The following is a 12,349-nucleotide window of genomic DNA, read 5'->3' on the forward strand; positions in this document are numbered from 1 at the left end:
CGGCCGGGGGGAGGTGCCTCCCGGATGGTTACCGCAGAGTAGGGGACGGCCGCCGCGCTATGCAACTAGTTGCATAGCCTTCGCTCGGCGCGGACGCCCGTACCGTCCGCGCCCCGGCCCGGCGGCGTATCGTCGTGTCCCGACATCACCGACGGCACTGTCGGCGGGCTCGGGAGAGGGGGCGACCGTGCGGGGTGGCTCGGTGGCCGTGGTCGGGGGCAGCATCGCCGGGAGCGCGTTCGCCGGGGCGGCGGCCCGGCTCGGCGCGGAACGGGTCGTGGTGCTGGAACGCAGCCCGGGCCGACTGGAGGACCGCGGGCTGGGGATCTGCACCCACAACGACCGCTTCGCCGAACTCGTCGACGCCGGCCATCTCGCCCCGGACACCCGGCGCCACCGGCTCACCGTGCGCAGCTGGGTCACCCGGGAGCCGGCCGGCCACGGCGACGGCCCGCACGGGCGCGGGCGACTGCTCTGGGCCCAGCCGTTCCCGTTCCACTCCCACCACTGGGCGGTGCTCTGGCAGGCCCTGCGCGAGAGCGCGCCCGCGGCGGTGGAGTACCGGCTGGGCAGCACGGTCACCGCCGTCGGCAACGCCAGTGACGATGGCGATGGTGGCGGCGCCTGGACCGAGCAGGCCGACGGCACCCGCACCCCGTACGACCTGGTGATCGGCGCGGACGGCTACCGGTCGGTGGTCCGCGCGGCCGTCTGCCCGCAGGCCCTGCCGGAGTACGCCGGGTACGTGTGCTGGCGCGGCAGTTTCGACTCCGCGCTGCTGGCCGAACTGCCCGGTGGGGCCGGGGTCTGGCCGGAGGAGGAGTGCATCACGGTCTGCTACCGCGGCGGCCAGGTGGTGATCTACCGCATCCCCGGGCTCACCCCCGGCACCACCCAGGTGAACTGGGTGTTCTACGCCCCCACCCCGGACTGGCTGCGCCTGGACGGCCCCACCGCCATCGCCGCGGGCGCCCTCAGCGACGAACAGCTGGAGGGGCTACGGCAGTTCGCCGAGCGGCGGCTGCCGCCGTACTGGGCCGGCGTGGTCGCGCTGACCCCGCGCGAACGGACCCTGCTGCAGCCGGTCTACGACCTGGCGACCCCGCACCGCACGGCCGGCCGGCTGCTCATCGGCGGGGACGCGGCGACCATCGTCCGCCCGCACAACACCAGCGGCGCGGTGAAGGCCCTGCAGGACGCGCACGCCTTCGAGCAGGCCGGGCGGCGGCTCGGCGGTGGTTCGTGGGCGCCGTTGCTGGCCGCCTACGACCGCGAACGGACCGCGGCCGGGCTGGAGTTGGTGAACCTGGGCCGGACCCTGGGCCGGGCGCAGGTCACCGGGGCGCCCGACTGGTCGGCCATGGACGAGCCGGCGATGACCGCCTGGTGGCGGGAACAGCTCAGCGGCAGCGGCGGTTTCGGCGGCCACGCGCTCGGGCGGACCGGCTAGGACAGGCCCTGGGGCAGTCTCTGAGCCGGCCCGCCCGTCGAGCTGCGTGGATCAGACGTTCACGCCGTAGTCGGTGGCGATGCCGCGCAGGCCGGAGGCGTAACCCTGGCCTATCGCCCGGAACTTCCACTCGGCGCCGCTGCGGTACAGCTCGCCGAAGACCATCGCGGTCTCGGTCGAGGCGTCCTCGGTCAGGTCGTAGCGGGCGATCTCCTGCCCGTTGGCCTGGTTGACGATCCGGATGAAGGCGTTGCGGACCTGGCCGAAGTTCTGCAGCCGGGCGTCGGCGTCGTAGATCGACACCGGGAAGACCACCTTGGCGACGTCGGCCGGCACCCGGGCCAGGTCGACCTTGATCTGCTCGTCGTCGCCGTCGCCGCCACCGGTCAGGTTGTCGCCGCTGTGCTCGACCGAACCCTCGGGGCTGCGCAGGTTGTTGAAGAAGACGAAGTGCTGGTCCGAGACCACCTTGCCGAGCGCGTTGCACAGCAGCGCACTGGCGTCCAGGTCGTAGTCGGCCCCGGTGGTGGTGCGCACGTCCCAGCCGAGGCCCACGATCACGGCGCTCAGACCGGGCGCCTCCTTGCTCAGCGAGACGTTGCCGCCCTTGGCCAGCGAAACTCCCACAATGCCCTCCTCGGATCTCTCCCTGCGGACGAATCTACAGCACTGTAGAGATCACGAGAATCCGCCTGCAGGCGGGCCCCGGCCCGGGGATTTCTCAGGGGCGCGGGAGGGAACCGCCAGTTCACCTGCCGGGGCGCCCGGGCCACGGGGCAGACCTAGACTGGCGGTGAATCGCCTCAAGCCCGGTGGCCGCCTCGATCCGAGGCCTTCGCGGGAGGTTCCCATGCGCCAGCGGTACAGCTTCCACCTCGACCGGAGCGGGCACTCCGTCACCGTCAACGTCCGCTCCGGATGGATCACCGAGACCGAGCTGCTGGTGGACGGCAAGGAGTGCGCCTTCCACCGCGTCCACGGCCACGGCAGCTACCCGCTGACCCTGTCCGGCCAACTCGCCGAGGAGCCGCCGCGGCCGCTGTCCGTACGGCTGGACCGCACGGGCCGGGCGGAGCACCCGCTGGCCTGCGTGCTGGAACTCGCGGGCGCCGAGCACCCGATGCCGGAACGCACCGCCCGCTGAACCGCCATGCCCGAGACGCCGGCGGGCGAACGGGCCCGCAGCACCCGGGTCGAGCCGGACCTCGCCCCGTTCCCCCGGGCTGGCTGAGCCCCGACCGCGCCCTGCGGCGCGAGGGCCCGCGACGGGCCGCTACCCCGCCGCGAGCTCCGCGATGATCTCCTCGACCGCCCCCCGGGCCCGCTCGGCGTCCTCGGCCACCAGGCCGATCCTGGTACGGCGGTCGAGGACGTCGGCGGCGTCCAGCGCGCCCTCGTGGGTGACCGCGTACGCGACCTCGGCGCGGGTGACCTCCAGGCGCTCCGCCACCGGCGTCAACTCCCCCGCCGCCAGCACCTCGTGGGCCGCGCCGCCGTGCCGGGCGCGCAGCGCCGCGGGCACCGCGCCGGCCGGGGTCGGGCGGCTGTCGCGGTGGCCGGGGGCGCCGACCAGCGGCAGGCGGGCCGTCCAGCAGGTGCGGGCGGGCAGGCCGCGCAGCCGGACGGCGGCGTCCACCGCGTCCTCGGCCATCCGCCGGTAGGTGGTGAGCTTGCCGCCGACCACGGTGATCATCCCGGACGGGGACTCCAGCACCGCGTGCTCGCGGGAGATGTCGGCGGTGCTGCCGCCCCCGGTGTCGATCAGCGGGCGCAGTCCGGCGTAGGCGCCGCGCACGTCCGCCCTGGTGAGCGCGGTGGCGAGGGCGCCGTTGACGGTGTCCAGGAGGAAGCTCAGCTCGGCCTCGGTGGGCTGCGGCTGGTCCGGGATCGGGCCCGGCGCGTCCTCGTCGGTCAGCCCGATCGCCACCCGGCCGAGCTGCTGCGGCAGCGCGAAGACGAAGCGGCTGGTGGAGCCGGGGACGGGCACGGTGAGCGCGGCGACCGGGTACCCAAGGGCCGCGGCGTCCACCAGCAGATGGGTGCCGCGGCTGGGCCGCAGCTTGATCGAGGTGTCCACCTCGCCCGCCCACACGCCGGTGGCGTTGACGACCGCGCCCGCGGTGACGGTCAGGGTCTGGCCGCTCAGCGCGTCGACCAGCCGGGCGGAGGTCCCGGTCACCTCCTGCGCCCGCACCCGGGTCAGCACGCTCGCCCCGTACTGCGCGGCGGTGCGCGCCAGCGCGACCACCAGACGTGCGTCGTCCACGAGTTGGCCGTCGTGCGCGACCAGCGCTCCGCGCAGGCCCGCCGTCCGGACTCCCGGGACCAGCTGCCGAGTGCGGGCCGCGTCGATCCGGCGCATCCGGGGCAGCAGTGCCCCCGGCGTCCCGGCGCCCAGCCGCAGCGCGTCCCCGGCGTGGAAGCCCGCGCGGATCAGCGAGGCCTGGCCCGGGCGCAGCAAGTCCGGGAGCAGCGGCACCAGTTGTGGCAGTGCGCGGACCAGGTGCGGGGCGGTACGGGTCATCAGCACGCCGCGTTCGACGGCGCTCTCCCGGGCCACCTTGACCCGCCCGGAGGCGAGGTAGCGCAGGCCGCCGTGCACCAGCTTGGAACTCCAACGGCTCGTTCCGAAGGCGAGGTCGCGGGCTTCGACCAGGACGGTCCGCAGGCCGCGCGCGGCGGCGTCCAGCGCCACCCCGGCGCCGGTGACCCCGCCGCCGATCACCAGCAGGTCGACGTGCGGGTCGTCGGCGAGCGCGTCGAGCTCCACCGTCCGGCGGACGCCGTTGAGTCGGGTGGTGCCCGCGAACGGGCCTGCGGTGGGACGGCCTGCGGTGGAGGTCATGGGGCGAGGTATCCGTTCAGCGCTCTGGCCAGTTCGCGCCGCCAGGCCGCCTCGGGCAGCAAGGAGGCGACCATGCGGTGCGACTGGACGGTGGACTGGGCGATCAGCAGGACCATGGCGGCCAGTTCGGTCGGCTCGCCGGCCCGGACCGAACCCTCGGCCTGCCCCTGCTCGATGCCGGTGCGCAGCGCCTCCAGCAGGCCGCGCTGGCTGGCGCCGAGCCGCTCGACCACGTACCGGAGCAACAGGTCGGAGTCGTCGGAGTGGAGCAGCGCGCCGAGCACCGGGTGGTCGCGCAGCCGTACGGCGACCTCGACCACCCGGTCCACGAAGGTCTCCCGGTCGTGGACGTCCAGCGAGGTGCCCTCCAGGGTGGCCAGGATCTCGCGGGTGAGCAGCGCGCCGATCACCGCCTGGACGTCCGGCCAGCGCCGGTAGACGGTCGGGCGGCTGACCCCGGCGCGGCGCGCGATCTCCGCCAGCTGGGTGCGGCGGACGCCGAGGTGGACGATCAGGTCGGCGGCGGCGTCCAGGATCGCGTCGTCGGTGCTGCGCGGCGCTCCGGCCGTGGCGTTACTACTTGACATGATGTGTGAAACTGTAACGCATGGCACCTGAGACGCAAGCAGGGGCAGCCGGCGCCGCGCTGCCGCTCCCCCCGATGAAGTGGGACGCCTGGGGCGACCCGGCCCTCGCCAAGGAGCTGTCCGCGGACATCAAGGGACTGCTCGCCGCCGCCCTCGGCGTCACCGGCGACGCCGCCCCCGGGCCGAGCGCCGCCGAGGTCGTGCTGCGTCCGTCCCGGATCACCGCCGACGCCCTGGAGGCGCTCGCCGCCGCCGTCGGCGAGACGCACGTCAGCGCCGCCGACGCCGACCGCCTGCCCCGGGCCGGCGGCAAGTCCACCCCCGACCTGCTGCGCCGCCGCAGCCGCGAGCCGCAGGACGCGCCCGACGCCGTGGTCGTGCCCGGCGACGAAGCCGAGATCGCCGCCGTGCTGGCCGTGTGCGCCGAACGCCGGATCGCCGTCGTCCCGTTCGGCGGCGGCACCAGCGTGGTCGGCGGCCTGGACCCCGAGCGCGGCGGCCTCGAAGCCGTCGTCTCGCTCGACCTGCGCCGCCTCGACCGCCTCCACGCCCTCGACGAGACCTCCGGCGAGGCCGTCCTCGGCGCCGGCCTCACCGGGCCCGCAGCAGAAGCACTGCTCGCCGAACGCGGCTGGGAACTCGGCCACTACCCGCAGAGCTTCCGCTTCGCCACCATCGGCGGCTTCGCGGCCACCCGCTCCTCCGGCCAGGACTCCGCCGGCCACGGGCGCTTCGACGAGATGGTCCGCGGCCTGCGCGTGGTCACCCCCGCCGGGACGCTCGAACTCGGCCGCGGCCCCGCCTCCGCCGCCGGCCCCGATCTGCGCCAGCTCTTCCTCGGCTCCGAGGGCACCCTCGGCGTGATCACCGCCGTCCGCCTGCGCGTCCACCCGCTGCCCGCCGTCAAGGCCCACGAGGCCTGGAGCTTCCCCGACTTCGCCACCGGGACGGCGGCGCTGCGCGCCGTCGAACAGCAGGGCACCGGCCCGACCGTCATCCGGCTCTCCGACGAGGCCGAGACCATGGTCAACCTCGCCATGACCGAGCAGATCGGCGGCTCCCCGGCGGTCAGCGGCTGTCTGGCCGTCACCGTCTTCGAGGGCGACGCCGAACAGGTCGCCGCCCGGCACGACCTCACCCGCGAGGTCCTGCTCGCCGCCGGCGGCAGCTCGCTCGGCGAGGCGCCCGCCCGCGCCTGGGAGCACGGCCGGTTCAGCGCCCCCTACCTGCGCGACTCGCTGCTCAACGCGGGCGCGCTGTGCGAAACCCTGGAGACGGCGGCCAGTTGGAGCGACCTGGCCCAGCTCCGTACGGCCGTCACCGAGGCCCTGACCGGCGCCCTGCCCGGCGCGCTCGTCCTGTGCCACGTCTCGCACGTCTACCCGACCGGCGCCTCGCTCTACTTCACCGTCGTCGCCGCCCTCGGCGAGGACCCGCTCACCCGGTGGGGCGCCGCCAAGCGGGCCGCCGGTGACGCCATCATCGGCGCGGGCGGCACCATCACCCACCACCACGCGGTCGGCGCCGACCACCGGCCCTGGATGACCGAGGAGATCGGCGACCTCGGCGTGCGCATCCTGCGCGCCGTCAAGGCCGAGCTCGACCCCGCGGGCATCCTCAACCCCGGCAAGCTGATCCCCTCATGAGCGAGCGCAGCATGGGGGCACCCCCGGCCGGAGGCTGGGGGAGAGTCGTCGAAAGGGGCGGGCGGGCGAATGCCCCTGGCGAGCGAAGCGAGGCGGGCGCATGAGGCCGAGAACCGTCCGCAGGGTCGCCGTTCTCACCAACCCGGCGGCGGGCATCGGGCACGCCGGACCCGCCGCCCACCGGGCCGTCGCCCGGCTGCGCGCCCTCGGCGTCGAGGTCGAACCGCGGGCCGGGCGCTCCGCCGACGACGCCGTCCGCCTCGCCCGCGAGGCGGCGGCCGGCGGGGCGGACGCGGTGGTCGTGGTCGGCGGCGACGGCATGATCAACCTCGCCCTCCAGGCCCTCGCCGACGGCACCGTCCCGCTCGGCGTCATACCGGCCGGCACCGGCAACGACCACGCCCGCGAGTACGGCCTGCCGCTCGACGACCCCGAGGCCGCCGCCGAGGTCATCGCCGCCGGGCGGGTGAGGAGCATCGACCTCGGCCGGATCACCGGTCCGGACGGCGCCGTCCGCTGGTACGGCTCGGTCCTCGCCACCGGCTTCGACTCCCTGGTCAGCGACCGCGCCAACCGGCTGCGCTGGCCCCGCGGCCGGATGCGCTACAACCTCGCCATCCTCGCCGAGTTCGCCAACCTGCGGCCCCTGCCGTTCCGGATCACCCTCGCCGACGGCACCGTCATCGAACGCGACCTCACCCTCGCCGCCGTCGGCAACACCCGCAGCTACGGCGGCGGCATGCTGATCTGCCCCGCCGCCCTCCCCGACGACGGCCTGCTCGACGTCACCCTGGTCGACGCCATGCCCCGCCTGCGGATCGCCCGCTTCTTCCCCACCCTGTTCAAGGGCACCCACATCCACCACCCCGAGGTCACCACGCTGCGCACCGCATCCCTGCGGATCGCGTCCCCGGGCATCACCGCCTACGCCGACGGCGAGTTCATCACCGCCCTCCCGATCGAGGTCACCGTCCGGCGGGAGGCGCTGCGACTGCTGGTGCCCTGATCCCTCAAGCGTTCCCCGGGCAGCGGCGGCCGCCCGGGGAACTCAGGCCTCGCCCCCGTCGGTAGGCGACGGCCTCCGCCGCGTCCTCCGGGCCACTGCTGCTGCTCGGCCGGCCGCTGCTCGCCCTCGCGGCCGCCCGCGCCGGTCGCCCTGTTCGCCCTGGTGCTGGTGCTCGGTGCGCTGTCCTTCGCGGTCGGCGGCACGCTGATCACCCGGGTCCGGTACGAGGCCGCCGGCCCCGCCCTGGCCGGCGCCTACGCGGCGGCCGCCCTCAACGTCGGCGCCACGGTGGACCCGCTGCTCGCCGCGGTCCGGCCCAGGGGCGACCGAGCCGGCTCAAAGCCGGATGCCGCCGAGCTGCCGGATCATGGTCAGGTCGTCGCGGATCGCCCAGCGTTCCGCGATCCGACCGCCCCGCAGGCGGTAGGCGAAGGCGGCCTCACGGGCGTAGTCGCCGTGGTGGGTGGGGAAGCCGAGGAAGTCGCCACCCGTCCAGTGGCCGACCCGCAGGCCGAACTGGACCACCAGGTCGTGCTCGGCGACGGTGCGGCAACTGCGCCAGTGGTCGTCCTCGAACCGCCCGGCCGCCGTGGACAGGAACTCCCGGGTGCCCTCCAGCCCGGCGGGCCGGCTGGGGTCCAGGGCGTGGTTGACCAGGTCCGGAGTGCAGAGCTCGTCCAGGAGGCCGATGTCCCGGGCCCGGACCACCGCGTCGAAGCGCTCCACGACCTGCTTGTTGACCTCGGCGCTCATCGCGTCCACCTCCTGCGGGCAGCGGCCAGGGCCCCCTCACCTCGACCCTCCCACCGGCGCCCCGCAGAAGCCATTCCGGGAGCGGGCGGCCATTCCCCGGCGGGAATCGTCCGGTGACGACGCCGCTTCGAGGATGGGGGCACACAGTGACCGACCGAACCCGTGAAGGAGCCGACCATGACCACCAGTGCCCAGCAACTCGCCGACCGTTACGCCGCCTTGTGGACGGAGCCCGACGCCGGCCTGGGAGATGGTGTCCGTCGAGACCGGTGAACTCGCGGGTGGCGGCGTGGAGTTCGTCCTCCTCGACGCCGCCGGGCGGATCACCGCCGACTACCGGTTCCCCGGGCTCTGAGCAGCAGCTCCGCCGTCCGCGCGTCCGCGGGCAGGAAGGCCTCCAACTTGAGCTCGGCGAGCGTGACGTCGACGGCAGTGGCGAAGGTGGTCACCGTCGTCATCAGGTGCAGCTCGCCGAGCCCGGTCCGCAGCTCCAGCGGCACCGCGAAGCCCAGGTGCTGGTCGCCGACCATCGCTTCGGGCACGTAGGTGCTCAACTCCTCGTGCAACTCGCCCAGATGGCGGGTGCGTTCGACGATGTGCCGGGCCCAGGCGGCGAAGTTGCGGATGCGCGGCGCCAGCCCGTCCGGGTGCAGGGCGAGCCGGTAGGCGTTGGTGCCGGGCCCGACCAGTCGCGGGTCGGCGCCCGCCGTGATCACGTCCAATGCCTCGTTGGCCGCCACCACGTCGCCGCGCCGGTCGACCACCAGCGCGGGGTACGGCAGGTGCCCGGCGAGGAGGTGGTCGATGGCCGCCCGGACGTGTGCCAACCGCGGCCCGTCCAGCGGCGTCTCCGGGTAGACGGGGGCGTAACCGGCCGCCACCAGCAGCTCGTTGCGTTCGCGCAGCGGCAGGTCGAGCGACTCGGCGAGCCGCACCACCATGCCCCGCCCGGGCACGGAGCGGCCGGACTCGATGAAGCTGAGGTGCCGCTGGGTGGTGCCCGCCCGGGTGGCGAGGTCGAGTTGGCTGAGCCGGCGGTCGGTGCGGCGCTCGCGCAGCGCCCGGGGGAAGTCCATTCCCCACTTCTATCCGGGTGCCGCGCGCCCCGCCATTCCCGCGGGGGAATTGAGCCCATGCCGCACCACGGCGCAGGATCGGCGGCATGGACATCGGTGTTTTCCTCCCCACCGGCCAGGCCCAGTGGCAGCCCGCCGGCGACCCGCGCGACCTGATCGGACTCGCCCGCCGGGCCGAGGAGTCGGGCTTCGCCTCGCTCTTCGTCAACGACTCCCTGCTCACCCCGCGGATCGAACCGCTCACCATGCTGGCGGCGGTCGCCCCGGTGACGGAGCGCATCCGGCTCGGCACCGGCGCGCTGCTGCCGGTGCTGCGCCGCCCGGTGCAGGCCGCGCAGGCGCTGGCCTCGGTGGACCTGCTCTCCGGCGGACGGCTGACGGTCACCGTCGGGGCGGGCTTCCCGGGCCGCTTCGGGCAGCCGCTGCACGAGCTGTCCCAGGTGCCGTGGGAGCGCCGCTTCGCCCGGCTGGACGAGACGGTCGCGCTCTGGCGGGCGCTGTGGGCCGGGGCGACGGAGTTCCACGGCGAGTTCCACTCCTTCCCCGAACTCCCGCCCGCCACACTCCCGTTCCGCCCCGACGGACCGCCGGTCTGGCTCGGCGGCGCGACCCCGTCGGCGCTGGCCCGGACCGGGCGCCGCTACGACGGCTGGCTGCCCTACCCGCCCCAACCGGCCGACTACGCCGCCGGGTTGGCGGGCGTCCGCCGGGCCGCCCGCGAGGCCGGGCGCCCGCCGGAGGCCGTCACCCCGGCGCTGTTCGTCAACGTCCGAATCGACGACGACGCCGAGGCGGCCCGCCGCACCATGGACGCCTACGGCCGCTCCAACTACGGCCTGCCGCTGGAGGAGGTGGAGCGGATCCAGGCGATCGCCATGGGCACCCCCGAGCAGGTCGCCGCCACCCTGCGCCGCTACACCGAGGCGGGCGCCGAACACGTCGTCGCCCGGCTCGGCGCGCTCGACCTCGCGGACCAGTACGAGCAGTTGGAGCGCCTCGCCGCGCTCACCCGCCCCGGGTCGTGGTGATGGGACGAAGCGTGCCGGAGGGCGGCGCGGCAGTCGCCCTCCGGCAGCGGGCCGTTCGGGTGTGACCGGCTCACTCCACGGTGAAGTCGGCCATCATCGCCATGCCCTCGTGCTCCAGGTCGTGGCAGTGCAGCAGGTACGTCCCCGCGTAGTCGGTGAAGCGCACCAGCACCTCCACCGCCTCGGCGGGGCGCGGCCGCCGCTACACCGGGTCGGCGGCGATCCCGAGGTAGGCGGCGCGCAGTTCGGCGAGCAGCGGGTGGGCGGGGTCGAAGGCGGTGCCGTCGACGGCCGCCAGCGGGCGCGGGCCGACGCCCGCGTTGAGCGCGAAGGCCGCGTCGAAGCGCGCCAGGTCGGCGGCGCGGACCGGCTCGCGGGACTGCGGGCCGTCGTAGGCCCCGGCCAGCAGCGCCTCGGTGACGCCGGGCAGGCTGGGGCCCGTGGGCCGCACCAGCCGGTCTCCGGCCAGGAAGGCGACGTTCCAGGTCGCGCCCTCGGTCACCAGACCGTCCTCGTCGATGAGCAACACGTCGTCGTACCCGGCGAGTTGGGCGGTGCGACGGTGGTGGACCAGGCCGAACAGGCCGACGTGCTTCACCTCGGGCAGTTCCCGCCGATAGGCCACCGTGCGCACCCGCAGCGGGGCGGGCTCGGCGGTCGCGGCCGGACGGGTGGTCACCAGCAGGGCGGGGGTGGCGGGGGCGGCGGGGCGTTCCAGGCCGAGCGCGGGGTCGTAGCCGGTGACCCGGACGATCACCGGGGAGCCGTCGGCGGGCAGCACCGCGCGGATCCGCTCCCTGACCACCGCCCGGTCCAGCTCGGCGGCGAACAGCGCCCGGCAGTCCCGGACCAGCCGGTCCAGGTGCAGCGCCAGACCGCGGACGCCGCCCGCCTCGACCCGCAGCGTGGTGAAGTGCCCGTAGTTCAGCAGCCCCAGGGCGGCGAGCCGCGCCGGGTCGGCGGGCGCGCCGTCGATCTCGATCTCAGTCATCGCCCGAGTCTGCCAGCCGCGGGGAGACCAGGGGCGTCGACTCCGGCAGCACCACCGGCCGGTACGGGCTGACGACCGTGCGGCCCGACGCCCGGGCCGCCCGTTCGAACTCCTCGATCCTGGACGCCAGCCCCTCCGGCTCGCCCGCGTCCGCCCAGCGCCACGCCTCCGCCCACCACTGCGGCCCGCGCACCAGCGGACGGCCCGCCAGCGCCAGGTACAGCGCCAGCGTGGAGCGGGCGTACTCGTGCACCCAGCCGTCACAGCCCCGGTAGTCCGCCGTCTCGTCCAGCCGCAGCCAGCGGCCCTCCTGCCCGGCGGCCAGTATCGGCACCCAGCCGCGCTGCCGGTCGGCGACCAGCAGGAGCAGCCGCCCGTCCTCCTCGCGCACCCGGTGGAGCGGCAGTTGGGGCATCCGGGCGAGCGACAGCGAGCGCTTCCAGCCCACCACCCACAGCCCGCGGCGCAGGTAGTAGCGGACGGCCGACTGCCAGGTCCAGTGCGCCTCCAGCCGGAAGCCCGGCAGGCCCTCGGCGGTGGCCGCCGCGTACACCTCGTCCAGCGCGGCGGCCGCCAGCCCCTGGCCACGCGACCGCGGCCGCACGTACAGGGAGGACACGGCGAGCTGGCTCGGGCCCCTGGTCCAGTTGTCCACCGCGACCGTCCCGGCGACCGCACCCCGGTCGTCCCGGATCCAGTACCGGCGCCGGTACAGCTCCCCGCCGGGCCACTCCCGGCCGCTCTCCCCCAGCCGCTCCCGCCAGTCCCGCTCGGCCTGCGGCGCCAGCGCGTCCGGGTCCACCGGCTCGCCCAGCTCGCCCTCCACCAGGGACGCCAAGTCCCAGCGGGCGAACCGTCGCTCCTCAGCCTCGACGGCCGCCCGCAACCGCACCCCCGCCGCCAACCGGTCCTGCGCCCGCTCGACCGCCGCATCCCACGACCTCACCACGGGGGCCACCCTAGCGGC

General features: G+C 75.3%; 13 protein-coding genes and 1 pseudogene. 6 read left to right on the top strand and 8 right to left on the bottom strand.

The window, feature by feature from the left end; translation table 11 throughout:
• The first annotated feature begins 202 nt into the window (after window positions 1-202).
• On the top strand, window positions 203-1,450 hold the full coding sequence (locus O1G21_RS09755) for an FAD binding domain-containing protein (protein ID WP_270142525.1): 1,248 nt from the start codon (window positions 203-205) through the stop codon (window positions 1,448-1,450).
• Between the two features lie 51 nt (window positions 1,451-1,501).
• On the opposite strand, the gene O1G21_RS09760 is transcribed toward O1G21_RS09755, so the two are convergent.
• A complete protein-coding gene (locus O1G21_RS09760; protein WP_270142526.1) occupies window positions 1,502-2,077 on the bottom strand; it encodes a TerD family protein in 576 nt (191 codons plus the stop codon).
• Window positions 2,078-2,300: 223 nt separating this feature from the next.
• On the opposite strand from O1G21_RS09760, the gene O1G21_RS09765 reads away from it, so the two are divergent.
• The gene (locus O1G21_RS09765) at window positions 2,301-2,594 is read left to right on the top strand and encodes a hypothetical protein (RefSeq protein WP_270142527.1); all 294 of its coding nucleotides are present in this window, start codon (window positions 2,301-2,303) and stop codon (window positions 2,592-2,594) included.
• Window positions 2,595-2,723: 129 nt separating this feature from the next.
• Here O1G21_RS09765 and O1G21_RS09770 read toward each other — a convergent pair whose 3' ends face one another.
• Together O1G21_RS09770 and O1G21_RS09775 are read right to left on the bottom strand one after the other, a co-directional pair.
• Entirely contained in the window at window positions 2,724-4,295 is a 1,572-nt protein-coding gene (locus O1G21_RS09770) for a glycerol-3-phosphate dehydrogenase/oxidase (protein ID WP_270142528.1), read from the bottom strand.
• Window positions 4,292-4,882, bottom strand: a complete 591-nt coding sequence (locus O1G21_RS09775; RefSeq protein ID WP_270142529.1) for a TetR/AcrR family transcriptional regulator — start codon at window positions 4,880-4,882, stop codon at window positions 4,292-4,294. The genes O1G21_RS09770 and O1G21_RS09775 overlap by 4 nt, the downstream gene beginning before the upstream one ends.
• Window positions 4,883-4,902: 20 nt before the next feature.
• Here O1G21_RS09775 and O1G21_RS09780 point away from each other — a divergent pair, with 20 nt between their 5' ends.
• The 3 genes and pseudogenes from O1G21_RS09780 to O1G21_RS09790 form a co-directional block, all read left to right on the top strand.
• Window positions 4,903-6,528 (top strand): FAD-binding oxidoreductase, encoded by a 1,626-nt coding sequence (locus O1G21_RS09780; protein WP_405000617.1) that lies wholly within the window; start codon window positions 4,903-4,905, stop codon window positions 6,526-6,528.
• A gap of 100 nt (window positions 6,529-6,628) precedes the next feature.
• Window positions 6,629-7,534 carry a diacylglycerol kinase gene (locus O1G21_RS09785; RefSeq protein WP_270142530.1) on the top strand — a complete coding sequence of 302 codons (906 nt, stop codon included), beginning with the start codon at window positions 6,629-6,631 and terminating at the stop codon, window positions 7,532-7,534.
• Between the two features lie 80 nt (window positions 7,535-7,614).
• Window positions 7,615-7,843, top strand: a pseudogene (locus O1G21_RS09790) (Cmx/CmrA family chloramphenicol efflux MFS transporter); the annotation flags it as partial.
• Between the two features lie 27 nt (window positions 7,844-7,870).
• Here O1G21_RS09790 and O1G21_RS09795 read toward each other — a convergent pair.
• Window positions 7,871-8,287: an ester cyclase gene (locus O1G21_RS09795; RefSeq protein WP_270142531.1), complete on the bottom strand. Its 417-nt coding sequence runs from the start codon at window positions 8,285-8,287 to the stop codon at window positions 7,871-7,873.
• A gap of 323 nt (window positions 8,288-8,610) precedes the next feature.
• Complete coding sequence (locus O1G21_RS09800; protein ID WP_270142532.1) at window positions 8,611-9,363, bottom strand: helix-turn-helix domain-containing protein; 753 nt, start codon at window positions 9,361-9,363, stop codon at window positions 8,611-8,613.
• Between the two features lie 86 nt (window positions 9,364-9,449).
• On the opposite strand from O1G21_RS09800, the gene O1G21_RS09805 reads away from it, so the two are divergent.
• Window positions 9,450-10,391: an LLM class flavin-dependent oxidoreductase gene (locus tag O1G21_RS09805; RefSeq protein WP_270142533.1), complete on the top strand. Its 942-nt coding sequence runs from the start codon at window positions 9,450-9,452 to the stop codon at window positions 10,389-10,391.
• 70 nt (window positions 10,392-10,461) lie between these two features.
• Here the strand turns inward: O1G21_RS09805 and O1G21_RS09810 are convergent, their stop codons facing one another.
• The 3 genes from O1G21_RS09810 to O1G21_RS09820 are packed head-to-tail and all read right to left on the bottom strand — an operon-like array spanning window position 10,462 to window position 12,331.
• On the bottom strand, window positions 10,462-10,557 hold the full coding sequence (locus O1G21_RS09810) for a multicopper oxidase domain-containing protein (protein ID WP_270142534.1): 96 nt from the start codon (window positions 10,555-10,557) through the stop codon (window positions 10,462-10,464).
• Window positions 10,558-10,593: 36 nt separating this feature from the next.
• Entirely contained in the window at window positions 10,594-11,382 is a 789-nt protein-coding gene (locus O1G21_RS09815; protein ID WP_270142535.1) for an aminotransferase class IV, read from the bottom strand.
• On the bottom strand, window positions 11,375-12,331 hold the full coding sequence (locus O1G21_RS09820) for a GNAT family N-acetyltransferase (protein WP_270142536.1): 957 nt from the start codon (window positions 12,329-12,331) through the stop codon (window positions 11,375-11,377). Before O1G21_RS09820 ends, O1G21_RS09815 begins: the two co-directional genes overlap by 8 nt.
• Window positions 12,332-12,349: the final 18 nt, after the last annotated feature.

The organism is Kitasatospora cathayae (genome assembly GCF_027627435.1).
Classification (GTDB): domain Bacteria; phylum Actinomycetota; class Actinomycetes; order Streptomycetales; family Streptomycetaceae; genus Kitasatospora; species Kitasatospora cathayae.